Source organism: Streptomyces sp. SUK 48 (genome assembly GCF_009650765.1).
Taxonomy (GTDB): Bacteria; Actinomycetota; Actinomycetes; order Streptomycetales; family Streptomycetaceae; genus Streptomyces.
In genome coordinates, this window is sequence record NZ_CP045740.1 from 1,109,461 (window position 1) to 1,133,490 (window position 24,030).

19 protein-coding genes are annotated in these 24,030 nt (G+C 74.7%); 7 read left to right on the forward strand and 12 right to left on the reverse strand.

Features of this window, described 5'->3' with window-relative positions; genetic code table 11:
* Window positions 1–136 precede the first annotated feature (136 nt).
* Genes GHR20_RS04695 through GHR20_RS04710 form a run of 4 tightly spaced genes read left to right on the forward strand, consistent with a single transcriptional unit; the run spans window position 137 to window position 3,600 of the window.
* Window positions 137–346 (forward strand): ferredoxin, encoded by a 210-nt coding sequence (locus GHR20_RS04695; protein WP_046420515.1) that lies wholly within the window; start codon window positions 137–139, stop codon window positions 344–346.
* Entirely contained in the window at window positions 336–1,691 is a 1,356-nt protein-coding gene (locus GHR20_RS04700; RefSeq protein ID WP_111584251.1) for an FAD-dependent oxidoreductase, read from the forward strand. Before GHR20_RS04695 ends, GHR20_RS04700 begins: the two co-directional genes overlap by 11 nt.
* Before the next feature lie 25 nt (window positions 1,692–1,716).
* Complete coding sequence (locus GHR20_RS04705; RefSeq protein WP_153812339.1) at window positions 1,717–2,898, forward strand: cytochrome P450; 1,182 nt, start codon at window positions 1,717–1,719, stop codon at window positions 2,896–2,898.
* 48 nt (window positions 2,899–2,946) lie between these two features.
* Window positions 2,947–3,600: a M15 family metallopeptidase gene (locus tag GHR20_RS04710; protein ID WP_153812340.1), complete on the forward strand. Its 654-nt coding sequence runs from the start codon at window positions 2,947–2,949 to the stop codon at window positions 3,598–3,600.
* A gap of 22 nt (window positions 3,601–3,622) precedes the next feature.
* On the opposite strand, the gene GHR20_RS04715 is transcribed toward GHR20_RS04710, so the two are convergent.
* The 7 genes from GHR20_RS04715 to GHR20_RS04745 form a co-directional block, all read right to left on the reverse strand.
* Window positions 3,623–4,393 (reverse strand): alpha/beta fold hydrolase, encoded by a 771-nt coding sequence (locus GHR20_RS04715; RefSeq protein WP_153812341.1) that lies wholly within the window; start codon window positions 4,391–4,393, stop codon window positions 3,623–3,625.
* Between the two features lie 103 nt (window positions 4,394–4,496).
* Window positions 4,497–4,931 carry a cold shock domain-containing protein gene (locus GHR20_RS04720; RefSeq protein WP_111584247.1) on the reverse strand — a complete coding sequence of 145 codons (435 nt, stop codon included), beginning with the start codon at window positions 4,929–4,931 and terminating at the stop codon, window positions 4,497–4,499.
* A gap of 91 nt (window positions 4,932–5,022) precedes the next feature.
* Complete coding sequence (locus GHR20_RS04725) at window positions 5,023–7,449, reverse strand: glycosyl hydrolase family 65 protein (RefSeq protein WP_153812342.1); 2,427 nt, start codon at window positions 7,447–7,449, stop codon at window positions 5,023–5,025.
* Window positions 7,446–9,551: a xanthine dehydrogenase family protein molybdopterin-binding subunit gene (locus tag GHR20_RS04730; RefSeq protein ID WP_153812343.1), complete on the reverse strand. Its 2,106-nt coding sequence runs from the start codon at window positions 9,549–9,551 to the stop codon at window positions 7,446–7,448. The genes GHR20_RS04725 and GHR20_RS04730 overlap by 4 nt, the downstream gene beginning before the upstream one ends.
* A gap of 65 nt (window positions 9,552–9,616) precedes the next feature.
* Window positions 9,617–10,612, reverse strand: a complete 996-nt coding sequence (locus GHR20_RS04735) for a xanthine dehydrogenase family protein subunit M (RefSeq protein WP_153812344.1) — start codon at window positions 10,610–10,612, stop codon at window positions 9,617–9,619.
* On the reverse strand, window positions 10,609–11,148 hold the full coding sequence (locus GHR20_RS04740; RefSeq protein WP_111584243.1) for a 2Fe-2S iron-sulfur cluster-binding protein: 540 nt from the start codon (window positions 11,146–11,148) through the stop codon (window positions 10,609–10,611). The genes GHR20_RS04735 and GHR20_RS04740 overlap by 4 nt, the downstream gene beginning before the upstream one ends.
* Window positions 11,149–11,285: 137 nt before the next feature.
* A complete protein-coding gene (locus tag GHR20_RS04745; RefSeq protein WP_153812345.1) occupies window positions 11,286–11,906 on the reverse strand; it encodes a TetR/AcrR family transcriptional regulator in 621 nt (206 codons plus the stop codon).
* A 231-nt stretch (window positions 11,907–12,137) separates the two neighbouring features.
* Here GHR20_RS04745 and GHR20_RS04750 point away from each other — a divergent pair, with 231 nt between their 5' ends.
* Window positions 12,138–14,321, forward strand: coding sequence for a 2Fe-2S iron-sulfur cluster-binding protein (locus tag GHR20_RS04750; RefSeq protein WP_153812346.1), 2,184 nt, complete (start codon window positions 12,138–12,140; stop codon window positions 14,319–14,321).
* A 61-nt stretch (window positions 14,322–14,382) separates the two neighbouring features.
* On the opposite strand, the gene GHR20_RS04755 is transcribed toward GHR20_RS04750, so the two are convergent.
* The gene (locus tag GHR20_RS04755) at window positions 14,383–16,293 is read right to left on the reverse strand and encodes an ABC transporter ATP-binding protein (protein WP_153812347.1); all 1,911 of its coding nucleotides are present in this window, start codon (window positions 16,291–16,293) and stop codon (window positions 14,383–14,385) included.
* Between the two features lie 263 nt (window positions 16,294–16,556).
* On the opposite strand from GHR20_RS04755, the gene GHR20_RS04760 reads away from it, so the two are divergent.
* A complete protein-coding gene (locus GHR20_RS04760; RefSeq protein WP_153815835.1) occupies window positions 16,557–17,480 on the forward strand; it encodes a lysylphosphatidylglycerol synthase transmembrane domain-containing protein in 924 nt (307 codons plus the stop codon).
* 43 nt (window positions 17,481–17,523) lie between these two features.
* A complete protein-coding gene (locus GHR20_RS04765; protein ID WP_153812348.1) occupies window positions 17,524–18,282 on the forward strand; it encodes a crotonase/enoyl-CoA hydratase family protein in 759 nt (252 codons plus the stop codon).
* A gap of 42 nt (window positions 18,283–18,324) precedes the next feature.
* Here GHR20_RS04765 and GHR20_RS04770 read toward each other — a convergent pair whose 3' ends face one another.
* From GHR20_RS04770 to GHR20_RS04785, 4 genes are read right to left on the reverse strand one after another with little or no spacing between them, the layout of a single operon-like run.
* Window positions 18,325–19,596 (reverse strand): HEAT repeat domain-containing protein, encoded by a 1,272-nt coding sequence (locus tag GHR20_RS04770; protein WP_153812349.1) that lies wholly within the window; start codon window positions 19,594–19,596, stop codon window positions 18,325–18,327.
* Between the two features lie 39 nt (window positions 19,597–19,635).
* Window positions 19,636–20,913 carry an FAD-dependent oxidoreductase gene (locus GHR20_RS04775; protein ID WP_153812350.1) on the reverse strand — a complete coding sequence of 426 codons (1,278 nt, stop codon included), beginning with the start codon at window positions 20,911–20,913 and terminating at the stop codon, window positions 19,636–19,638.
* On the reverse strand, window positions 20,910–22,355 hold the full coding sequence (locus GHR20_RS04780; RefSeq protein WP_153812351.1) for an FAD-dependent oxidoreductase: 1,446 nt from the start codon (window positions 22,353–22,355) through the stop codon (window positions 20,910–20,912). The genes GHR20_RS04775 and GHR20_RS04780 overlap by 4 nt, the downstream gene beginning before the upstream one ends.
* Window positions 22,352–23,785 carry an FGGY family carbohydrate kinase gene (locus GHR20_RS04785; RefSeq protein ID WP_148025611.1) on the reverse strand — a complete coding sequence of 478 codons (1,434 nt, stop codon included), beginning with the start codon at window positions 23,783–23,785 and terminating at the stop codon, window positions 22,352–22,354. The genes GHR20_RS04780 and GHR20_RS04785 overlap by 4 nt, the downstream gene beginning before the upstream one ends.
* Between the last annotated feature and the right edge of the window lie 245 nt (window positions 23,786–24,030).

The window sequence follows — 24,030 nt, forward strand, 5'->3', positions numbered from 1 at the left end:
GTACGTCAAGCGGCGCTCTTGCGCGGGGCGTTGGTGCGCCGCTCCCGGCCGCCGCCCCGGGTGGCCGTGCGCGCGACCCGGTCTCGCCCCATGCTGGACGTGAGGGGGCGGTACGGCGGAGGAGGAAGTGGTTGCGATGCAGACCGTTGTCGACCTCACGCGCTGCCAGGGCTACGCGCAGTGCGTGTTCCTCGCGCCGGACGTGTTCCGGCTGCACGGCGAGGAAGGGCTGCTGTACGCCCCGGCCGTTCCCGACGATCAGGTCGAACGGGTGCGCCAGGCCGCGGCGGCCTGCCCGGTGCAGGCCATTCTCCTCGGGGAAGAGGTGAGCGGCGGTGCCCGATGACCTCACGGACGGCCGGATCGTCGTCGTGGGCGCCTCGCTGGCCGGCCTGCGGGCCGCGGAGGCGCTGCGCGAGCAGGGTTTCACCGGCTCCCTGACCGTGGTCGGGGACGAGCCCCATCCGCCGTACGACCGCCCGCCGCTCTCCAAGCAGGTGCTGCTGGGCGTCGCGCCCGCCGACTCCACCGGGCTGCCGATGCGCCTGGACCCCAAGGCGGAGTGGGTGCTCGGCGTGCGGGCCACCGGCCTGGACCCGCTGGGCAAGCGGGTGCTGCTCGACAACGGGGACTCCTTGCCGTACGACCGGGTGCTGATCGCCACCGGGACCCGCGCCCGGCCCTGGCCGAACCCGGCGGAGGCCGCGCTGGACGGCGTGTTCACCGTGCGCACCCGCGAGGACGCGGCGGGGCTCGCGGCGGCGCTGGACGCGGGGCCGCGGCGGGTGCTGGTGATCGGCGGCGGGTTCACCGGCTCGGAGATCGCCTCCGCCTGCCGGGAGCGCGGCCTGGAGGTCACGGTCACCGAGCGCGGCCCGGCGCCCCTGGTCGGCGCGCTCGGCGGCACCCTGTCCAAGCTCGCGGCCGTGATGCAGCGCAACCACGGCGTGGATCTGCGCACCGGGGTCACGGTGACCAGGCTGCTCGGCGAGAAGACCTTCACCGGCGTGGAGCTGTCCGACGGCAACCAGGTGGACGCGGACGTGTGCGTGGTGGCGCTCGGCGCGGTGCGCAACGTGGAGTGGCTGGCGGACTCCGGACTCGCGGCGGGCCCGCGCGGGCTGGCCTGCGACGCGGGATGCCGGGCCTTCGACATGTACGGCATCGTCACCGACGACGTCTTCGTGGCCGGTGACGTCTCCCGCTTCCCGCACCCGCTCTTCGGCTACCAGCTGCTGTCCCTGGAGCACTGGGGCAACGCGGTCACCCAGGCCGAGGTGGCCGCCCACAACATGGTCAGCCCCGGGCCGATGCGGCGCCCGCACCTGGCCCTGCCGACGTTCTGGTCGACGCAGTTCGGGCTCAACATCAAGTCGGTGGGGGTGCCCACCTACTCCGACCACGTGGTCATCGCGCAGGGCTCCCTGGAGGCGCGCCGGCTCGCCATGGTCTACGGCTACCGGGGGCGGGTCACCGCCGCGGTCACCGTCGACATGGCCAAGTCGCTCGACTACTACCAGCACCTGATCGAGACCGGTGCGCCGTTCCCGCCCCCGCCGGGCGCCGCCGACCGGGCCATCGCGGCCGAGATCCCGATCCCGTCCGACGTACCGGACCCGTCGGTGCTCTCCCACGGCCCGACGGTCGCACTGACCGGCTATCTGCCGGACCGCCGGCTGACGGTCGTATAGCCCGCCCCCGATGCGAGGAGCCGACATGGACCCCGGCACTCTGCTGGCCAGGATCACCGACTACGCCAGCCGCCCCGACCCCTACCCCCTGTACGCGGAGCTGCGCGAGGCCGGCGCCGTCGTCCCGCAGGCCGACGGCAGTCTGCTGATCGGCGGCTACCACGAGGTCGCCGCGCTGCTGCACGATCCGCGGATGAGCGCCGATCCCCGCACCCGCGGGGTGGAGACCGCCAAGCCGCCGTTCCTGCGCCTGGACGACCCGGAGCACCACCGGTTGCGCACGCTGGCCATGCGGCCGTTCGGCCCGCCCCACACGCCGCACCGGGTGGACGGGATGCGCGCCGAGATCGAGAACATCACCAAGGAGCTGCTGGCGCCGTTCGAGTCGGGCGGGCAGGTCGACGTCGTGGACGACTTCGCCTATCCGCTGCCGGTCACGGTCATCTGCCGGCTGCTCGGTGTGCCGCACGAGGACGAACCGCTCTTCCGTGCCTGGTCGGACACGCTGGTGGCGTCCGCGGACGTACGGCCGGACGCCAGTTCGGCGCCGCGCGACGAGGCCGAGCGGGCCCGCCAGGAGATGGGCGGGTACCTGGTGGGCCTGGCCGAGCAGCGCCGGGACGACCCGCGCGACGATCTCCTGTCCGCGTTCGTCTCCGAGCCCGACCCCGAGTTGCGGCTCAGCCGGGAGGAACTCGCCGAGACGGCGGTGCTGTTGCTGATCGCCGGGCACGAGACCACGGTCAATCTCATCACCAACGGGGTGCTGACCCTGCTGCGCCATCCCGAGGAGCTGGACCGGCTGCGCCGCGAACCCGACCTGATGCCGCGGGCGGTGGAGGAACTGCTGCGCTACGAGCCGCCGGTGCACATGCGTGAGCGCATCCCGCTCGCCGACTTCGACGTCGCCGGCACCACGCTCCCGCGCGGCTCCTCCGTGTTCCTGGCCCTGGCCGCGGGCAACCGGGACCCGCGCCGCTTCACCGATCCGGACCGCTTCGACCCGACCCGCGCCGACAACGAGCACCTCGGCTTCGGCTCCGGCATCCACGTCTGCTACGGCGCCCCGCTCGCCCGCCTGGAGGCGCAGTACGCGCTCACGGCGCTGCTCCCCCGGCTGGGCACGGCGGAGCTGGCCGAGGACCCGCCGCCGTACCGGCAGAACGCGATGCTGCGGGGGCCGCGCCATCTGACGCTGAGGTTCTGACGGCCCGTACCCCTCCCGGCGGCGGCCCGGGGCTGAGACGATCGGCCCATGGCAGAGATCATCCTGATGTCCGATCCGAAGGTCGCCGCCGTGCCCGTGCGGGAGTGCGGTGAGCGGCTGGTGGATGTGCGCCGTGACGGCCGGCTGCGGGTCGACGCGCGCAGGGTGGACGGAGACGGAGCGTTCGCCCAGCTGCGCGCGGGCGTGTTCGAACGGCTGCTCAAAGCACAGGAGTTGCTGCCCGAGGGGCTGCGGCTGCTGTTCGTCGAGGGGTACCGGTCGCCGTCCCTCCAGCGGCGCTATTTCGAGGAGTACGGCGCGGAGTTGCGCGCCGCGCATCCCGACTGGCCCGCCGAGCTGGTGCGTTCGGCGGCGAGCCGGTACGTCTCGCCGCCCGGGATCGCGCCGCACAGCGCCGGGGCGGCCGTCGACCTCACCCTCGTCGACGCCGACGACCAGGAGCTGGACATGGGAACGGCGGTGAACGCCGACCCGGAGGACAGCGCGGGGGCCTGCTACACGGGAGCGGACAACATCAACGACACGGCACGCGCCCACCGCACCATCCTGGCCTCGGCCCTGACCGCCGCCGGCCTGGTCAACTACCCCACGGAATGGTGGCATTGGTCGTACGGCGACCGGTACTGGGCCCTGACGACGGGGGCCCCGGCCGCACTCTACGGCCCGAGGGAACTCGGGTAGCCCGGGGCGGGCCGCCGGCGGCTCAGCCCGCGGCGGCCGGGTCCTCCCCCGTCAGCCGGGCCCGCAGGAGTTCCGACAGTTCGGAGATCTGCTCGGCGAGGTAGAAGTGGCCGCCGGGGAAGATCCGCAGGTCGAAGGGGCCGGTGGTGTGGCCGCGCCAGGCGTGGGCCTCCTCGGGGGTGACCCGGGGGTCCGAGTCGCCGGTGAGGGCGGTGATGGGGGTGTCGATGACGGTGGAGGGCGTGGCCCGGTAGGTCTCGACGGCGGTGTAGTCGCTGCGCAGCGCCGGGAGGATCATCCGCACGATCTCCTCGTCGTCCAGGAGCCGGGCGTCCGTGCCGCTGAGCCGGCGCATCTCGGCGACGATGCCGTCGTCGTCCCGCTGGTGCACGTTCTCGCCCGCGTAGGCGGACGGGGCGCGGCGCGCCGAGGCGAAGAGGTGGACGGGTCCCTCGCCGTCGCGTTCGAAGCGGCGGGCCACCTCGAAGGCGACGAGGGCGCCCATGCTGTGCCCGAAGAACGTCAACGGGCGGTCCGCGTACGGCTGGAGCGCCTCATGGGCGCGGTCCGCCAGCTCCGCGATGGTCTCGATGCCCTTCTCCGCGTGCCGGTCCTGACGTCCCGGGTACTGCACGGCGACCACGTCGGCCGTGCCGCGCAGGGCGGCGGAGAGCGGGAAGTAGTAGGTCGCCGAGCCGCCGGCGTGCGGGAAGCACACGAGCCGGGCGGGCACCTGCGGCGCCGGGTGGAAGCGGCGGACCCACGGGTCGCCGGTCGGGCAGGCTGTCGTCACGGTGTGCTCCAGGGGCCAGGGGAAGGGATGGGGGAAGGGATGGGGGAAGGGTCGCTCGCCGGTCCGGCCGAGGAGGGCGCCCGGCGAGTCCGGTGTCGACCGGTCAGGCCGTCAACCAGCCGTATTCCCGGGCGAGTTCGACGACCCGCTCCCTGACCTGGCGGATCTGCGCGGCCGTGAGGGAGTCGACCGAGGTGACCAGGACCTCGGTCAGCTCGGCGCGGAAGCGGCCCGTGCTGGCGGCCTCGTCGGACGGTGCGGCGGCGGGGCGTTCGGCGGTGGCGGAGCCGTCGGAGAAGACCGGGCGGTTGGGCAGGCGGTGCGACGAGGGCTGGTAGACCAGCCGGATCTGGGACGCCTTCGGGCCCTTCTCCCCCATCTCCAGGTGGAATTCGACCTCGCTGCCCTCGTGGTAGAGGTACTTCTCGTCCAGCAGATCGTTCGCGTGCATGAAGACGTCCTCGCCCGGTTCGGACGGGGCGATGAACCCGTACCCGCGGACCTCGTCGAAACGCAGCACCTTGCCGGTCATCAGCACAGCCCACCCACCTCCAGCAACACCAGCACAACGACAACGCAGGTGAACTTACACAGCTTCGGCCCCGGTTTCGACCCCGGAAGGCCCCCGCTCACTCCGGCAGCACCAGCCGCACCGTACGCCCCGGCCGCACCGTCACCACCCGGTCCGGCAGCCGCACGTCGACGGGGTCGCCCGCGGAATCGGGTACGGCGATCTCCAGCTGCTCGCGGGCGAGTCGGACGCCGATCCCCCAGTGGCCGAGGTAGCGGATCGCGAAGCCGCAGGAGGAGACCTCGGGGAGCGGGACGGGGTCCAGCCACAGGGCGCCGTCGCGGGTCTCCAGGCCGGTCAGCCCGCGCTGCACCAGGTCGAGGGTGCCCGCCATCGCGCCGAGGTGGACGCCCTCGCCGGTGGTGCCGCCCTGGATGTCGGCGATGTCGCCGCGCAGCGTCTCCTGGACGTACCGCCAGGCGTCGGCGCGGCGGGCGCGGGTCAGGATCCAGCCGTGCACCAGTCCGCTGAGGGTGGAGCCGTGGCTGGTGCGGCCCAGGTAGTGGTCGACCGTCGCGGACCAGATGTCCTCGTCGATGTCCTGGCCCAACTGCCTGAACAGGTCGTGCAGTTCGCGGGGTGCGAAGAGGTAGGCCAGCATCAGGACGTCGGCCTGTTTGGACGCCTGGTAGCGGTTGACGGTGTCGCCCTCGGCCTCCAGGATGCGGTCCAGGCGCCGGATGTCGCCGTAGCGTTCGCGATAGGCGCCCCAGTCCAGTTCGGCGAGGTCGCCGTAGCCCGCGAACTGGCTGATCACACCGTCGTGCCGGGGCACATGGAGGGTGTGCGCGACCTCCGCCCAGCGGTCCCTCTCGCCGGGTTCGAGACCGAGGCGCTCGGTGAGTTCGCGGCGGCGCGGCTCGGGCAGGGTGCGCAGCAGGTCCAGGGCGCGGGCGAGCACCCAGGCGGCGGTGGCGTTGGTGTACGTGTTGTCGTCCAGGCCCGGCCGGTCCGCGCCGGGATAGGCGTCGTGGTACTCGTCGGGGCCGACCACGCCCCGGATGCGGTGCCGGCCGAGGTGGTCGTCGTACACGGCCGAGTCGGCCCAGAAGCGGGCGATCTCCAGGAGCATCTCGGCACCCTCGCCCGCGCGGAAGGCGTCGTCGCCGGTGGCCTCGCAGTACCGCCACACGTTGTAGGCGACCGCCGAGCCGACGTGGTGCTGGAGGCGGGAGTTGTCGGGCAGCCAGCGGCCGGAGCGGGGATTGAGATGGAGTTCCTGGGTCTCCTCGTGACCGTCGCTGCCGCTCTGCCAGGGGTAGCACGCGCCGCGCCTGCCGAGCCGGGCCGCCGCGTGCCGGGCCGCGTCCAGGCGGCGGTGCCGGTAGCGCAGCAACCCCCGGGAGACCTCGGGGAGATGGAGGTCGAGGTAGGGCAGCACGAAGAGTTCGTCCCAGAAGACATGGCCGCGGTACGCCTCCCCGTGCAGTCCGCGCGCGGGGACGCCGACGTCCAGGTCGGCGGTGTGCGGGGAGAGGGTCTGGAGCACATGGAAGAGGTGCAGCCGCAGGATCCGCCCGGCCTCTCCGGGCACGTCGAGCACGGTGCGCCGCCACAGCCGCGCCCAGGCGGCGCGGTGGGACTCCCGCAGTTCCGGGAAGCCGGGGGCACCGGCCAGCCGGTCGAGCGCCGCGCGCAGCGGCTCGCCGATGGCGGGGTCGTGCGAGGTGTGCAGGGCGACGGTCTTGTCGACGGTGGCGGTACGGCCGGGACCGAGGGCGAGGCGCGCCGCCTGTACGGCGCGCCGGGGTTCGGCGGTCGCGATGACGGGCGGCGGGGTGTGCTCCGCCCCCGGGTCGCCCGCGGTCGCCGGGGGCCCCGGGACGGTGAGCCGGCTCGCGAGGGCGACGCGGATGTCGGAGGTGCGGGTGCGGCAGTCCAGCCACACGGTGTCCGCGCCGGCTGTTCCGGTCCGTACGCCGGTGAGATGGCGGCCGTCCAGGTCGCGGTAGCGGGCGACTCCCGCGTTGGTGACATCGCCGTCGAGCGCGGCCTCGACGTCCAGGTCCAGCGCGGCGCCCTCGGCGGTGAACTCCGTGCGGAGCGCGGCCAGATGGGGATCGCCGAGGTGGACCAGGCGCGACTGCCGTACCAGGAGCGAGGCGTCGGGCCCGAGGGAGTAGCGGGTACGGCGCTCCAGCAGGCCCGCGTCGAGGCGCAGGGTGAGGTGGTGTTCGGTGACGGTGGCGGTGTCCGGGGTCAGCCAGTCGGCTCCGTCGGCCGCCGGACGGAAGCGCAGGGGCAGCCAGTTGGGCAGGTTGACCATGTCCTCGTTCTCGACCCGGCGGCCCGCGACCTCGGAGGTGAGCCGGTTGTAGAGGCCCGCCGCGTAGGTGCCCGGGTAGTGGATCTCGTCGGCGGCGCACTCGGGCAGCGCGCCCCGGGTGGCGACGTAGCCGTTGCCCAGGGTGCACAGGGACTCCCGCAGCCGCTCCCGTTCGGCCTGGTAGCCGTCGTACTCCCAGGTCGGTCCGGCCGCCGTCACCGCGCGGCGGGCAGACCGGCGAGGATCCGGTCGGGGGTGAGGGGCAGTTCGCGGCAGCGGACGCCGGTGGCGTGATGGACGGCGTTGCCGATGGCGGCGGCGGTGCCGACGATGCCGATCTCGCCGATGCCCTTGCTGCCCATGGGGTTGAGGTGGGTGTCGTCCTCGTCGATCCAGTGGGCCTCGATCGCGGGCACGTCGGCGTTCGCGGGCACGTGGTAGGAGGCGAGGTCGCACTCGGGGAAGTCGCCGAAGGCGGGGTCCAGGGTGCTGCTCTCGGTGAGGGCCATGCCCAGGCCCATGATCATGGCGCCGGTGAACTGGGAGCGCGCGGTACGGGAGTTGAGGATGTGCCCGGCGGCGAAGACACCGAGCAGCCGGCGCACCCGGGTCTCGCCGGTGACCGTGTCGACGGCGGCCTCGGCGAAGTGGGCGCCGAACGCGTGCCGGGCGTACGGGACTTCGGCGTCGGCGCGGCCCGCGGTGTCGGCGTGGGCTTCGAGGCCGTCGGGCGGCAGCGGCCCTTCGCGCACGGTGAGCCGGGCGGCGAGGTCGGCGCAGGCGTCGTGGACGGCCCAGCCCCAGGAGGCGGTGCCGGTGGAGCCGCCGGCCAGCCAGGCGGGGGGCAGATCGCTGTGCCCGATCTCGACGCGGACCCGGTCCAGGGCGGTGGCGAGGGTGTCGGCGGCGATCTGGGCGAGGACGGTACGGGCCCCGGTGCCGATGTCGGTGGCGTTGATGCGCACGGTGAAGGTGCCGTCGGGCAGGGCGCGCGCGGTGGCGGTGGCCGGGACGGCGGAGGCCGGGTAGGTGGCGGCGGCGACACCGGTGCCGAGGAGCCAGGGGCCCTCGCGGCGGGCGCCCGGGCGCGGATCGCGGTCCGCCCAGCCGAACCGGCGGGCCCCCTCGCGCAGGCACTGCACCAGATGCCGGCTGCTGAACGGCAGGCCGGTGCCCGGCTCGCGCTCGGGCTCGTTGCGGATGCGCAACTCGACCGGGTCCATGCCGAGCGCCTCGGCGAGTTCGTCCATGGCGGACTCCAGGGCGTACATGCCGGGCGACTCGCCGGGGGCCCGCATCCAGGAGGGGCTGGGGACGTCGAGGGCGACCACGCGGTGCAGGGTGCGCAGGTGGGGCGTGGCGTACATGACGCGGGCGGGCACGGCGGCCTGCTCCACGAACTCCCGTACCCGCGAGGTCTGCGTGGTCACCTCGTGCACCAGCGCGGTCAGCCGGCCGTCCGGGTCGGCGCCGAGGCGCAGCCGGTGCAGGGTGGGCGCGCGATGCCCGACCACGGTGGGCAGGTAGCGGCGGGGGTAGGCGAGGGTGACCGGGCGGGCGGTGCGCAGGGCGGCCATCACGGCGAGGACCAGGTCGGGGCGCGGGGTGCCCTTGGAGCCGAAGCCGCCGCCGACGTGCTCGCTGACCACGGTGACCTTGTCCTCGGGCAGCTCGAACATCTGGGCGAGCACGGCGCGTGCCGTCGTACCGCCCTGGCTGGAGGTGTACACCGTGAGCCGGTCGTCGTCCCACCGCGCGGTGGTCGCGTGCGGCTCCATGGGGTGGTTGTGCAGCGGCGGCACCCGGTAGGCGACGTCGACCCGGGTGGCCGCGGCGGCGAAGGCGCCCTCGGGGTCGCCGTGTTCGACACGGCCGGGCAGCCCGGCGTTCGCCTCCTGCGGTTCGTAGGCCCGCGGGTGGTCCTCGCTCAGTTCGAGGTCGTACGGCTCGCCGGCGTAGCGGACGCGCACCAGCCGGGCGGCGGCCCGTGCCGTCTCCAGGGTCTCGGCGACGACGAGGGCGACGCACCAGCCCCGGTGCGGGACGTGCGGGTCCTGGAGCACGGCGAGAGTGGCGTCCTCGGGTTCGGCGACCTTGGGCGCGTCGCCCGGGGCGAGGACGGCGAGGACGCCCGGCAGGGCGCGGGCGGCCGAGCTGTCCACCTCGGTGACCCGGCCGCGGACGACGGAGGCGGGCACCGGCCAGGCGTGGGCGCGGCCGGGCAGCGGATGCTCGGCGGCGTAACGGGCGGCGCCGGTGACCTTCTGCCGCCCCTCCAGGCGCTCGGCGGGAGCGCCGAGGACAGTGTCGGTGTGGGGCATGGGTCCTCCTGTGACCGGGTCGGGTGCTCTGGTTCCTCCTGTCACCGATGGGGTGCGCGTGCGCGTCAGGCCGCGGCGGGGGCCGGGCTGAGGCGGCCGAGGACGTCGAGGGCGAGGTTGCGGGCGAGCGGCACCTTGAACGCGTTCTCGTCCGAGGGCCGGGCGGCGGCCAGTTCGAGGTCGACGGCGTGTTCGAGGGCGGCCGGGGTGGGCGCCGCGCCGCGCAGCGCCTCCTCGGCGCGCCGGGCCCGCCAGGGCTTGTGCGCGAGCCCGCCGAAGGCGAGGCCCACATGGCCGATCACGCCGTCGGTGAGCCGCAGTACGACGGCCACGGAGGCGAGGGCGAAGGCGTACGACGCCCGGTCCCGGGCCTTGCGGTAGGCGGAGGGCAGCCCGGCGGTGGCGGCCGGCAGCAGCACCCCGGTGATGAGTTCGCCGGGCCGGATCTCGGTGTCCCGTTCGGGGTGTTCGCCGGGCAGCCGGTGGAAGTCGGCCACCGGCATGCTCCGGGTGCCGTCGGTGCCGTACAGCTCGACCTCCGCGTCCAGCGCGGCGAGGGCGACGGCCATGTCGGAGGGGTGGGTGGCGATGCACCGCGCGGACTGGCCGAGGACCGCGTGGTCGCGGTGCACGCCCTCCAGGGCGCCGCACCCGCTGCCCGGGTCGCGTTTGTTGCAGGGTTTGTCCAGGGCCTGGAAGTAGGGGCAGCGGGTGCGCTGGAGGAGGTTGCCGCCGGTGGTGGCCGCGTTGCGGAGCTGCCCCGAGGCGCCGGCGAGGAGGGCCTGGGAGAGCGCAGGGTAGCGGTCGCGGACGCGCGGGTCGGCGGCCAGGTCGCTGTTGCGGACGGTGGCGCCGGCCCGCAGCGAGCCGTCGGGCCGTTCCTCGATGCCGGACAGGGGCAGGGCGCCGACGTCGACGAGGAAGGCGGGCTGTTCGACGCCGAGTTTCATCAGGTCGACCAGGTTGGTGCCGCCGGCCAGATAGCGGGCGCCGGGGTGGGCGGCGTACGCCTCCACGGCCTCCTGGAGCGTGCCGGGCCTGAGGTATCCGAAGCCGTTCACCCGATCACGTCCTCCACCGCGGCGACGATGCCCGGATAGGCGCCGCAGCGGCACAGGTTGCCGCTCATGCGCTCGCGGATCTCGGGCCGGTCCAGCGCGACGGGGCGGCCGGAGGGGGCGGCGGGGTCGGTGACATGGGAGGGGTGTCCGGCCGCGGCCTCGGCGAGCATGCCGGCGGCGGAGCAGAGCTGGCCCGGGGTGCAGTAGCCGCACTGGAAGGCGTCGCGGTCGAGGAAGGCCCGCTGGAGCGGATGCGGTTCCTCGCCGTCGCCGCCCAGGCCCTCCACGGTGGTGACCTCGGCGCCGTCGAGGGTCACGGCCAGCAGCAGACAGCTGTTGAGCCGCCGCCCGCCGGCCAGCACGGTGCAGGCCCCGCACTGACCGTGGTCGCAGCCCTTCTTGGCGCCGGTGAGCCCCAGATCCTCGCGGAGCAGGTCCAGCAGGACGCGGCGGTGGTCGACGTACAGGGTGTGCGGCTTGCCGTTCACCCTCAGGGTGATCTCCGATCCCGGAGCGGGCGCGTTTTCGCTGGTCATGAGCTGTGGGCCTTCCGGACGAACCGTGGTGCCGTGCGCTCCGCGTATCCAGGTTCGCGGGGGCTCACACGTGCGGGGGCCTCACTCGGCGCGCCGAGGGAGCACGCCCGCGGCCGGCACACCGGTCCAGTCGGCGATCAACGATCACCGCCGAGGTAGCGGGTGATCATGGCGACCAGCTCCGACTCCAGCCTCTCGACCTGGTTGAGGTGCGGGGTGGCCATGAGCTTGTGGGTGTTCATCTCGACCGTTCCCACGACGAGTTCCGCGGCCATGTCGAGATCCCGCACGCGGACGTCGGGGTGACGGGCGAGCACGTCGCGTACCTGGCTCACCCGCGCCTTGCCGTGCCGTTCGATCGCTTCGATCAGTTCAGCGGACATGGGCGCCTCCTCGATCATGATGCGCAGGAGCTGCGGGTCGTCGCGATGGTGGTCGATGGCGTCGCGGACCAGGGCGCGCACCGTCTCCGTCAGGCTGCCGGGGCCCGGTTCCAGTTCCCCGGCTCCCTCCCAGGCCCCGCGGTCGATGTGCCGGACCAGCAGTTCGGCCAGGATGGCGTCCTTGTTCGGGAAGTACTGGTACAGCGAGCCGATGGACAGGCGGGCGTGCTCGGCGATGCGGTTCGTGGTGCCGGCGGCGTAGCCGTACGCGGCGAAAACCTGAGCAGCGGCGTCGAGGATGCGCTCGCGGGTGAGTTCGGCCCGTACCTGGCGAGGCTTGCGACGTGGGGCGAGCCGGCGTTCCGAGGCGGTCATCCGTCGATCCTTCCGGGCAGCGGAAAGCGAGTAGCAAAAAGCTGAGCTTCTGCTCACAATAGTGGCATGAGCTGCGGAGATGTCCGCGCACGTGCCGACCGATCTGGTCTGCCGGCCGCATCCGGCGGCCCCTGCTCACCGACCGCGGCGTGCCTGGGCGGGACGTCTTCTTCTCCGGTTCTCCGGCTGCTCGCGACCTGGCCGGTCCGCCCCCGGCTGACAAGGAATCTCATGGAACAGACACCCCGGCCCGACTCCGTGCACCGGCTCTCTTCCGCCGAGGAGGTCGAGGCGGTCGTCGGCCGCCCGGCCGCGATGATCACGCGCAAGCAGATCGGCGCCCTCGACGCGGGATGCCGCGCGGTGCTGGCCTACAGCCCGGTCGCGGCCTTCGGGTACCGGGACGCGGACGGCACCGCCCGGACCACCTTCGTCGGTGGCAGGCCCGGTTTCGCGCGCGTCCACTCCCCGAAGCGGCTCTCCTTCCCCGTCACCGGGCCGGCCGCCGCCCCCGGTCCGGCCTCGCTGTTCTTCCTGCTGCCCGGTGTGGGCGAGGTGCTGCGCGTCAACGGCACCGCGTCCGCCCTCAGGGGCGGAGAGACAGCCGTGGACGTCGTCGAGGCGTACGTGCACTGCGCACAGGCCGTCATCCGCTCCGGTCTGTGGGAGCCGCCCGCACCGCGCCCGGCGGCGGGCCCCGTGGCGGGCGACGGCCCGCTGACCGGCCCCGGCGTGAGCGACTTCCTGGCCGCCGCGCCGTTCTTGGCCGTGACCACCTGGGACACCGGGAACGGCAGCGACACCAGCCCGCGCGGGGAGCGTGGGGCGGCGGCCCGCGTCGTGGACGGCCGCACCCTGGTCCTCGCCGACCGCAAGGGCAACCGGCGCGCGGACACCCTGCACAACCTGCTCCAGGACGACCGGCTCTCGCTCGCCGCGCTCGTCCCCGGCCGCAGCGGCGTGCTGCATCTGCGCGGGCGCGCGGCGATCACCGACGACGCCAGGCTCCTGGAGACGATGGCGCTGCGCGGAGTGCCACCGCATCTCGCGCTCCTCATCGACGTCGAGTACGCCGAGGTGCGCGCCAACGACGCCGTGGCCCGGGCACGGCTGTGGACGCCGGACGGCCGGACCGGTCGGGGCGAGGCACCGGACATGATGGCCCTGGGCAGCGCGCACCTGGCCGCCGGGGCGGCCGGCTCCGGACGCGTGTCCGGATGGTCGGCCAGGCTCATCGCCTCGATTCCCGGGGTGAGTTGGCTGCTGCGGAAGGCCATCGACCGCGCCTATGTCGCCGGGCTGCGCAAGGAGGGCTACGACGACGTCCGGGCCCCCGTCGCCGGTCGCCACCGCGAGACGCCCGCGGAGCAGCCGGCGGACAGCCCGCTGCGGCCCGTGCGCGTCCGCGAGATACGGCAGGAGACGCCCACCGCCCGCACCCTCGTCCTCGAAGACGCCGACGGAGCGGCCGAGCCCTTCGATTTCCGCCCCGGACAGTTCTTCACGCTGGTCACGGACATCGAGGGCCGCCCGGTACGGCGCGCCTACTCGGCCTCCTCGGCCCCCGGCGGCCTGCGCCTGGAAGTGACCGTCAAACAGGTTACGGGCGGGCTCTTCTCCACCCACGCTCACGGCCGTCTGCGTCCCGGGGACCGCCTCGTGGTACGCGGCCCCTCCGGCACCTTCCACGCACCGAAGCGCGCACCCGGACGGCTGGTGCTCATCGCGGCCGGGAGCGGCATCACGCCTCTGATGAGCATGATCCGGACCCGCCTGGCCGATCCCGCGCCGGACGGCGGAATCGACCTTCTCTACAGCAGCCGCAGCCCCGAAGAGGTCATCTTCGGGGACGAGCTGAGGCGGATGGAGCAGGACCATCCAGGCCGGCTGACCGTCACCCACGTCCTCACCTGCCGCGACGGCCGACTCGACGCCGAGGGCGTCCGCCGCTGGGTGACCGGCCTGCCCCCGTCCGACGGCGCGCACCACTACGTCTGCGGTCCCGGGGCGCTCATGACCACCGTCCACGACGTCCTTCAACGGCTCGGCGTGGCGGACGAGTTCATCCACCAGGAGCGCTTCACCGGCGGCGCCGCAGCTCCCGCCGTCACCGCGCAACCCCAGGAGCTGCGGGTCGAGAGGAACGGCAACCTCGTCGGGACCACGGTGGTCGAGCCCGGCCAGACCCTGCTCGACGCCGGTCTCACCGCGGGACTTCCCCTGCCGTACTCCTGCACGGTCGGCAACTGCGGCGCCTGCATGGTGCGCGTGCGCGGCGGAGAGGTCACGCGGCCTGAAGGCACCTGCCTCACGCCCGAGCAGGAGGCCGCAGGCCACGTGCTGACCTGCGTCAGCTGTCCGCTGTCCGGGGTGACCCTCGACCTCACCGGCCCTGCGGCCCCCGAGGAGCACTGAGAGGCACTGAAAGGCGGACTCCGCTGCCCGGCTCGTCGTGCACGGGCGGGCGGACACCGCGTCAGACCGCCTCCACCTCCGTCTCCACGGCCGCCGCGTCCGCCGGTCCGTCCCCCCGCGCGAACTGGGTCCGGTACAGCTCGGCGTACCGGCCGTCCGCCGCCAGCAGTTCCTCGTGCGTGCCCCGTTCCGCGATCCTCCCGGACTCGATGACGAGGATCTGGTCGGCGGCGCGGACGGTCGACAGGCGGTGGGCGATGACCACGGCGGTGCGGCCCGCCAGCGCCTCGGTGAGGGCCTCCTGGACGGCGGCCTCGGAGGTGTTGTCCAGGTGGGCGGTGGCCTCGTCGAGGATGACGACGCGCTGGCGGGCCAGCAGCAGCCGGGCGATCGTCATCCGCTGGCGCTCGCCGCCGGACAGCCGGTAGCCGCGCTCCCCGACGACCGTGTCGAGGCCGTCGGGCAGGGACCGTACGACGTCGGCGAGGCGGGCGCGGCCGAGGGCGTCCCACAGTTCCTCGTCGGCGGCGCCCGGGCGGGCGAGCAGCAGGTTGGCGCGGACGGTGTCGTGGAAGAGGTGGCCGTCCTGGGTGACCATGCCGAGCGTGGCCCGCAGCGAGGCCGCCGTCACGTCGCGCACGTCCGCCCCGCCGATCCGGACGGCGCCCGCGTCGACGTCGTACAGCCGTGGCAGCAGCTGGGCGATGGTGGACTTGCCGGCGCCGGAGGAGCCGACCAGGGCGATGGTCTGCCCGGGTTCGGCCCGGAAGGAGATGCCGTGCAGGACCTCGGTGCCGCCGCGGGTGTCGAGGGCGGCGACCTCCTCGAGGGAGGCGAGGGAGACCTGGTCGGCGGCCGGGTAGGCGAAGCGGACGGCGTCGAACTCGACGGCCACCGGGCCCGCGGGCACCTCGGTCGCGTCCGGCTTCTCCTCGATCAGCGGCTTCAGATCCAGCACCTCGAAGACCCGCTCGAAGCTGACGAGCGCGCTCATCACCTCCACCCGGGCCCCGGCGAGCGAGGTGAGCGGGGCGTAGAGCCGGGTCAGCAGCAGGGCCAGCGAGACGACCGCGCCGGCCTCCAGGGTGCCGCGCAGCGCGAACCAGCCGCCGAGGCCGTAGACGAGGGCGAGCGCGAGGGCGGAGACCAGGGTGAGGGAGGTGATGAACACCGACTGGGCGGTGGCCGTGCGCACCCCGATGTCCCGGACCCGGGAGGCGCGGGCGGCGAACTCCGCCGACTCCTCGTCGGGGCGGCCGAACAGCTTGACCAGGGTGGCGCCGGGCGCGGAGAACCGCTCGGTCATCCGGGTGCCCATGGCCGCGTTCAGCGCCGCCGCCTCCCGCTGCATCCGGGCCATCCGGCTGCCCATGCGGCGCGCGGGCAGCACGAAGACGGGCAGCAGGACGAGGGCGAGCAGGGTGATCTGCCAGGACAGGGTGAGCATCACGGCGAGCGTGAGCAGCAGGGTGACCAGGTTGGTCACCACACCGGAGAGGGTGTTGGCGAAGGCCCGCTGGGCGCCGATCACATCGTTGTTGAGCCGGCTGACCAGGGCGCCCGTGCGGGTCCGGGTGAAGAAGGCGACGGGCATGCGCTGCACATGGTCGAACACGGCCGTTCTGAGATCGAGGATGAGTCCCTCGCCGAGCGTGGACGACAGGCGCCGGCCGAGGATGCCGAGCCCGGCCTCCGCGAGGGCGACCAGCGCGATCAGCAGCGACAGGCGGACCACGGTCCCGGAGTCGTGCCCCGAGACGATGGCGTCCACGACGTGTCCCGCGAGTACCGGGGTCGCCACGGCGAGCAGGGCGGTCAGGACCCCGAGCAGGACGAAGCGGATGATCCCGGCGCGGTGCGGGCGGGCGAAGGCGGCGATGCGGCGCAGCGTGGCGCGGGCGAGGGGACGGCGGTCGGCCTGCGCGTTCATCACGCTGTGCAGCTGCGTCCATGCGGTGGTCTCCATGCTCATGGGGAGAACGTAGAACCTCAAGCATCGTTGAGGTCAAGGTCCGAGGTTTTTCACCCGCTCCGGCGTCCGGCCAGCGGGGCGCCCCGACGCACCGGACGGTGTCCACGACCCCGCCGACCACCGCCCGTAAGCCGCCGTCCCCGGCGCCGCCATCCCCTGTTGGGGCGGCGCCGGGACCCTCTGCGGATGTGACCACCGTCCCCACTCCCCCGCTCTCCCGGGTCCGGTTCCCCCGTCTCTCCCGGGTCCGGCTCCCCCGGCGCGTGCCCGTCCGCCGGGCGCTGTGCCTGCTGCCGCTCGCGCTGGTCGCCGTGGCCGCCGTACGCAACCGCTCGCTGCTCGCCGCGGGCCTCGGCCAGCTGCGCACCGCCTCCTGGCCCTGGCTGCTCGCGGCGGCCGGTGCCACCTGTCTGACCTGGGTGGCGGCGGCCGTCACCCGGCAGGGCGCGGTGGTCCAGGCGCTGCCCAAGGGGCGGTTGCTCGCCACCCAGTTCGCGGCGGCCTCGGCCAACCATCTGCTGCCCACCGGGCTCGGCGCGGGCGCGGTGAACCTGCGCTTCATGACCGGGTGCGGGGTGCCGCCGGCCCGTTCCTCGGCCGCGCTCGCGCTGTATCTGCTCGCGGAGAGCGCGGGGAGGCTCGGTCTGCTGGCCGCGCTGCTGCTCGCCTTCCCGGACGCGCTGCGGCTCGGCCCGCTGCTGCCGGACGGTTCGGCGCTGCCGCTGTTGCTGGGCGCGGCCGGGCTGCTGGCGGCGGCCGTGGCCGCGGGGGCGCTGGTACGACCGCTGCGCGTGCGGGTCGCCGCGTTCGTCCGGGACGCCGTGGGCGAGGCGCGCTTCGTGCACACGCTGCCGGTCCGCGCCCTGGCCCTGTGGGGCGGTTCGCTGGCCTTCCCGGCGCTCCAGGCGGCCGGGCTCGCCGCGGTCGGGCAGGCGCTGCGGCTGCCGGTGCCGCCCGCCCATATGGCGCTCGCCTATCTCGCGGCGACGGTCGCGGTGGCGCTGGTGCCCACCCCGGGCGGGCTGGGTTCGGTCGAGGCCGCGCTGATCGTGGCCCTGGTCGCGGTCGGCGGTCCGGCGGCGCCGGCCACGGCGGTGGTGCTGGCCTACCGGATCATCACGGTGTGGGCGCCGCTGCTGCCGGGGGCGCTGACGCTCGGGGCACTGGTGCGGCTGAAGGTCATCTGAGGCAGAGTGGCCCTCCCAGCCGTCTGGAGAGGGAGTGCCCGCCGTGCCGGTCCGTGTGGAGCGCGAGGAGTACGTCACCACCGTCGTCCTGTCCCGGCCCGCGGCCCGCAATGCCGTGGACGGTCCGACGGCGGCCGGACTCGTCGCCGCGTTCCGTGAGTTCGAGGCGGACGAGAACGCCCGGGTGGCGGTGTTGTGGGGGGAGGGCGGCACGTTCTGCGCGGGGGCCGATCTGAAGGCGATCGGCACCGAGCGGGGCAACCGGGTGGCCGAGGACGGCGACGGGCCGATGGGTCCGACCCGGCTGCGGCTGTCCAAGCCGGTGATCGCGGCCGTCGCCGGGCACGCGGTGGCGGGCGGGCTGGAACTGGCCCTGTGGTGCGATCTGCGGGTGGCCGAAGAGGACGCGGTGTTCGGTGTGTTCTGCCGCCGCTGGGGGGTGCCGCTGATCGACGGCGGGACCGTACGGCTGCCCCGGCTGATCGGGACGAGCCGGGCGATGGACCTGATCCTGACCGGCCGTCCGGTGCCGGCGCCGGAGGCGTACGCGATGGGGCTCGCCAATCGGCTGGTGCCGACCGGCACCGCCCGCACCGAGGCGGAGGCGCTGGCCGCCCGGATCGCCCGGTTCCCGCAGGCGTGCCTGCGCAGCGACCGCGCCTCGGTCCTCGGCCAGGAGGGCCTGCCGGAGGAGGAGGCGCTGCTCGCCGAACTCCGGCATGGGGCGGGCGTGTTGGCACAGAGCGCGGAGGGTGCCGCCCGGTTCGCCGCGGGGGCGGGGCGGCACGGCTCGTTCGGCTGAGTACCCCGCACACGAGGTACGCCGCATACGAGCCCCCTCACGTCACTCCTCGGGCAGCCCGGCGTAGGCGCGCAGTTCGTCGCGTGGGACGGGCAGGCCCCAGGAGCGGACGATGTCCTGGAGGTTCGCCCACTGCCAGGTGTGCTTGTCGAGTCCGGCGAGGACCCGGACCAGGCGGCGCTGGGGTTCGGTCAGCTCGGTGAACGCGCCGGGTCCCTCCGGGCGAGGGTCGCCGAAGGCCAGCCGGAGCGCGGCCGTGGCCACGGGGAAGCTCGCCGGGCCGGTGGTGGCGGCGAGCCCGTCGGTCACCGCGTCCAGGGCCTCGCGCGGATACCGGTCGGCGAGCAGGGTGAGGGAGGCGGCGGAGTAACCGCGCGGGTCCCCCTCGTGGAAGGGGACCCGGGGCTCGTCCGGTCCCGGCTGCTCGGCGCCCGCGACGAGTTCGGCCAGGACGTCGGCGGTGACGGCCGCCTCGACGCCCCTGCCGCCGAGCCGGGCCAGCGCCGTGGCCGCCGCCCATCGCACCAGCGGCTCCCCGGCGGTGAGGAACGGCCGCAGCCGGAGCGCCAGTTCCGGTCCGGTCCCGTCGTCGCCGAGCAGTCCGGCGGTCACCAGCGCGGTGGCCAGGGCCACCGGCTCGCGCTCCTCGTCCAGCGTCGCCAGCAGCCGCGGCAGGCTCTCCCCGGCCGCCTCCGGGAACCAGGCCAGCACATAGGCCGTGCCCGCCCGGACGGCCGGGTCCGCGTCCCCGAGCAGGGGCAGCAGGGCCGGTACGCCCGCGCGCACCGCGTCGTAGGCGCCCAGTTCCGCCGCCATGGCCTCCAGTTGCCGGTCGTGGTCGTACAGGTCGCGGCGGAACTCCCGCAGCCGCCGCTCCCGGTCGTCGGCCGCCGCCTCGACCCAGGCGTCGTACTCGGCGCGTATCGCCTCCGGGTCCCGCGCGTGGATCTCCTCGACGGCGGCCCGCCACTCGGTGATCGCGATCCCGTCGGGCAGATGGGTCTCGTCGTAGCCGATGGCGAGGGCGGCCAGCAGCTCCAGGCAGACGGCCCGGCCGGGCAGGGCGGGGTCCGCCGCCATGCGGACCAGGAACGGCACCGCGGCGGCCGTGGCCGGGTACCGGCTGCCCTGGTGGAAGATGTTGCCGTACAGCGCGTCCAGGGCCTGGTCACGCTGCTCCCCGTCCGGGGAGCACAAGGCGCGCAGCAGTCCGGGCACGTCGTCGGCCGGGCCGTAGGCGTGCGTCAGCGCGGACCAGTCGACGGCGTCGAGGCCGGACAGCGCGGCGGGCACCGGAGCGTTGATCTCAGTCACGACCGCACTGTCGCACACGCCACTGACAACGCCCCGCGCTCAGCCCGCGCTCACCCGCACCTCCCCGCCCGCGGGGTCGACCCGCCCGTGCCAGGACGTGTCGAGCCTCAGGGTGCGGTACGGCTGCGCGGTGCCGGGACCGAGGCGGGCGCGGTGCAGCAGGCGGCCGTCCTGGCGGACGTACAGGACGGGGCGGGACAGGGGGGTGTCGGTGCGCAGGAGGTGGGACGGGGCGCCCGGGCAGCCGGGGCCGAGGCGGTCGGGGTCCAGGCGGTCGGGGTCGAGGAGGTTGGGGGTGATCCGGCACAGCGGCGGCTCGACGGTGACCGGGATTCCCGGGCGGGGCCAGGGGGCGCCCGCCAGGTGGTCGAGGACGGCGCCGGCCGCCCCGGCTCCCTCGCGGGCGGCGGTGCCGGCGGGCTCCACGGCGTGCAGGAGGTTTCCGGCGGCGAAGACACCGGGCCGCGTGGTGTGCAGGGCGGGGTGCACGGCGGGGCCCCGCGTGCCGGGGTCGAGGTCGAGGGCGCCGCGCCGGGCGAGTTCGTGGTCCGGGACGAAGTCGCCGGTGAACACGACGGTGTCGCAGGGCAGTACGGTCGTACGGCCGTCCCGGTGCCGGACGCGGACGCCGGACAGCCGTCCGTGGCCGAGGAGTTCGGTGACCGTGGTATCGGTCAGCAGCGGGATGCCCCGGACCAGACGGGCCGATCGCGCGCGGGCGGGGCCGGTACGGGCCCGGGGGTGCTCGGTGACCAGCGCGACGACCTCCGCACCGGCCGTACGGACGGTCCGGGCCGCCGCGTACGACACGTCCTGCGCGCCCACCACCACCGCTCGGGTGCCGATGTGCTGCCCGAACAGATGGACCGCCCGCTGGAGTTCGCCGGTGGTGTAGACCCCGGCGGGCCGGGTGCCGGGCACCAGGCGGGCCGCGCGGGGGCGTTCACGGGCCCCGGTGGCGAGGACGACGGCCCGCGCGGCGAGGGCCTCGGGTCCTCCCGGCCCGACGGTCAGCAGCACGTTCGCACCGGAGACGGCTCCAAGCCCCCAGTCCAGCACGGTGGTTCGCGTCCTGATCACCGCGCCCGCCCGCTCGGCCGCCGCCGTGAGCAGGCGGGCGTACCGAGGGCCGGTGAGCGGCCGGGTCCAGGTGCCGAAGCCGCCGTGGGCGCAGTGCCGGGGCGCTCCCCCGGGCCGCGCCTCCCGCTCCAGGACCTCCACGCGGCCGGCTCCGGCGGCGGCGAGCCGGGCCGCCGCGGCGAGACCCGCGGGTCCGGCCCCCACCACGAGGACGTCGACCTGTCGTACCGCCGTCACGCGCGCTCGCCCCTTCCCCGCCGCTCCAGCAACTCCCGCAGCTCCGCCCCGCAGTAGAACCCCTGGCAGCGGCCCGCCCCCGCCCGGGTGCGGCGGCGCAGGCCGTCCGGGCCGCGGGGTGGGACCGGGCCGGCGAGGGCGTCGCGGATCTCGCCGAGGGAGACCCGCTCGCAGTGACAGACGAGGGTGCCGTAGGCCGGATCGGCGGCGATCAGTTCTGGGCGCTGGTGAGGGCGCGGGAACGCCTCCCCGAGGTTGGGCATGCGCACCGGTTCCAGGTCGCTTCCGGGGCCGAGGTCGAGTCCCGTGCCGGCGAGCAGCGCGGTGACGTGCTCGGCGATGGCCAGGGAGGCGGTCAGGCCGGTGGAACGGATGCCGCCGACGGTGACGTACGACCGCTCGGGGTGCGCGGCGATCCGGTAGTCCTCCTGTCCGGTGGCCGCGCGCAACCCGGCGTAGACGGCGGTGACTTCCTCCTCGATCAGCGCGGGCAGGATACGGCGCCCCCGCTCCCGCAGCAGGGCGATGCCCTCGGCGGTGGTGCCGGTGGCCCGCTTGTCGTCCAGGTCCTCGGCGGTGGGGCCGAGCAGGACGTTGCCGTACACGGTGGGGGCGACCAGAACTCCCTTGCCGAGCGCGGTCGGTACGGGCAGCAAAATGTGCCGGACCAGTGGCCGGGCGAACTTGTCGAACACCAGGAGCTGGCCGCGGCGCGGGGTGACGGTGAAGTCGTCGCGTCCGAGGCGGCGGTCGAGGGTGTCGGCGCCGAGTCCGGCCGCGTTGACGAGGTGGCGGGCGCGCAGGACGCCGCGGGACGTGTGCAGGCGGTGGCCGTCGTCCCAAGCCGCCTGCCGCACCTCGGTGTTCAGGTGCAGGTCGACTCCGGCACGGACGGCCTGGGTGGCGTACGCCAGGATGGTGGTCCAGGGGCAGATGACGCTCTCGCCGGGGATGTGCAGGGCGCCGAGCGCGCCGGGTCCGAGGTGCGGCTCGCGGGCGTACAGCTCCGCTCTGCCCAACGCGCGTGCGGCGTCGTACGAGTTGGCCGCCGCCTTCGCCGCGAGTCGCGGCAGGGCGGCGAGTTGCTCCTCGTCCCAGGCGACGAGCAGCGCGCCGACGGGTTCGACGAGGATGCCGGACTCGGCCGCGTAGGCCGTGAGCCGGGCGTGCCCCTCACGGACGAGCCGGGCTTCCAGAGTGCCGGGCACGGCGTCGAACCCCGTATGCAGGATCGCGGTGTTGGCCTTGGACGTGCCCTGCCCGACATCGTCCCGCGCCTCGATCAGGGCAACGTTCAGGCGCGGGTGGCGGGCGAGCCGGCGGGCGATGGCGCAGCCGACGACTCCGGCGCCGACGATCGCGACATCGTACGGCCGGCCGGGCAGCGCACCCTCGGCGGTGACGCCCGTGGGCGCCGGGAGGGGACCCTCGGGGTCCCTCATGAGCCGGGCAGCGCGGCGACGGCCGCGCGGAAGCGGGCGCGGCGTTCGGCCGCCCGGTCGGCCGGGAGGCGGGGCTCGTACACCGCGGCGGGGCGCCCCTCGGGCAGGGCGTCTGCGGCGGTGAGGGCGGGGTCGGCGCCGAGACGGGCGAGGGCGGCGGCCCCGAGCGCGGTGGCGTCGGGCAACGCGGACACCTCGACGGGGAGTTGCAGCAGATCGGCCTGGGTCTGCATGAGCAGCGCGGAGCGGGTGAGGCCGCCGTCGACGCGCAGGCCGCCGAGCGGGGCGCCGAGGTCGGCGGCGGCCGCCTCGGCGAGTTCGGCGACCTGGGCGGCGATGCCCTCGCACAGGGCGCGCACCAGATGGCCCGCGCCGGTGTCCAGGCCGAGGCCGGTGAGGGAGCCGCGCAGCTCGCCGCGCCACCAGGGGGCGGCGAGTCCCGCGAGGGCGGGTACGAAGGTGACGCCACCGCTGTCGGGGACGGCGCCGCCGACCGGGTCGAGGTCGGCGGCGGAGCCGATGACCCCGAGGTCGGCGAGCCAGCGCACCGCGGAGGCGGCCGTGTAGACCTGGCCGTCCAGGCAGTAACTGGTGGTTCCGCCCAGCCGCCACGCCACGCAGCTGACGAGTCCCGAGTCGCCGCGCCGGGGGCGTTCGCCGGTGTGGGCGAGCAGGAACGCGCCGGTGCCATAGGTGCACTTGGCGGCGCCGGGGGCGGTGACGCGCTGGGCGAGCAGTGCGGCCTGCTGGTCCACGATCAGGCCGGTGAGGGGCATGTCGTAGCCGAACTCCCGGGTGCTCCCGACCGGTTGGGCGACGTCGGTGATCTCCGGGAGGCGTTCACCGGTGAGGCCGTAGAGGTCGAGGGCGCGGGACGACCACCGGACGTGGTCGAGGTCGAGGAGCTGGGTGCGGCCGGCGGTGGCGGCGTCGGTGACGAAGGCGCCGGTGAGGCGGTGCACCAGCCAGGCGTCCGAGGTGGTGACGACGCCCTCGCGGGTGAGCCGGCGGCGGATCCAGGCCATCTTGGGCGCGGCGAAGTAGGGGTCGAGGGGCAGCCCGGTGAGCTGTCGCAACTCCTCGCCATGATCGGCGAGTTCGGCACAGATCGTGTCGGCGCGGCGGTCCTGCCAGACCAGCGCGTCGGTGAGCGGGCGGCCGGTCGCGGGGTCCCAGGCGAGGACGGTCTCGCCCTGGTTGGCGAGGCCCAGGGCGACGACGCGCTCGCCCGCCTCGGCGAGGGCGCTCCGGCCGGCCGTGAGCACCGAGTCGTACAGCGCCTCCGGGTCCACCTCGACCAGTCCGCCGGGCCGGTGCCGGGGGCGGACCTCGGCGTATCCGGTGCCGAGGACACCGCGCTCCGGGCAGACCACGAGGGCCTTGGTGCCGGAGGTGCCCTGGTCGACGGCGAGTACCGGCCCCGCCGTCACGCCGGTCCAGCCGTCCGCCGCTCCGGTACGGCCGTCCGGCGTACCGCCCCTGTCATCCGTACCCTCCCGCGCCCGGCACCAGAGATCACCGCGTCAGCCTGCCGCCGCGCCCATCCGGCGTCAAGCCGACCCGAGGCGGACCGATGATCTTTCAACTCACCTGGCTGGCTCATTGAGTTGGCAACAATGGTGAGGCGGAACCACCGCCCCTATAGTGGCCGCCGACCACCACGCACCGCCCAGGG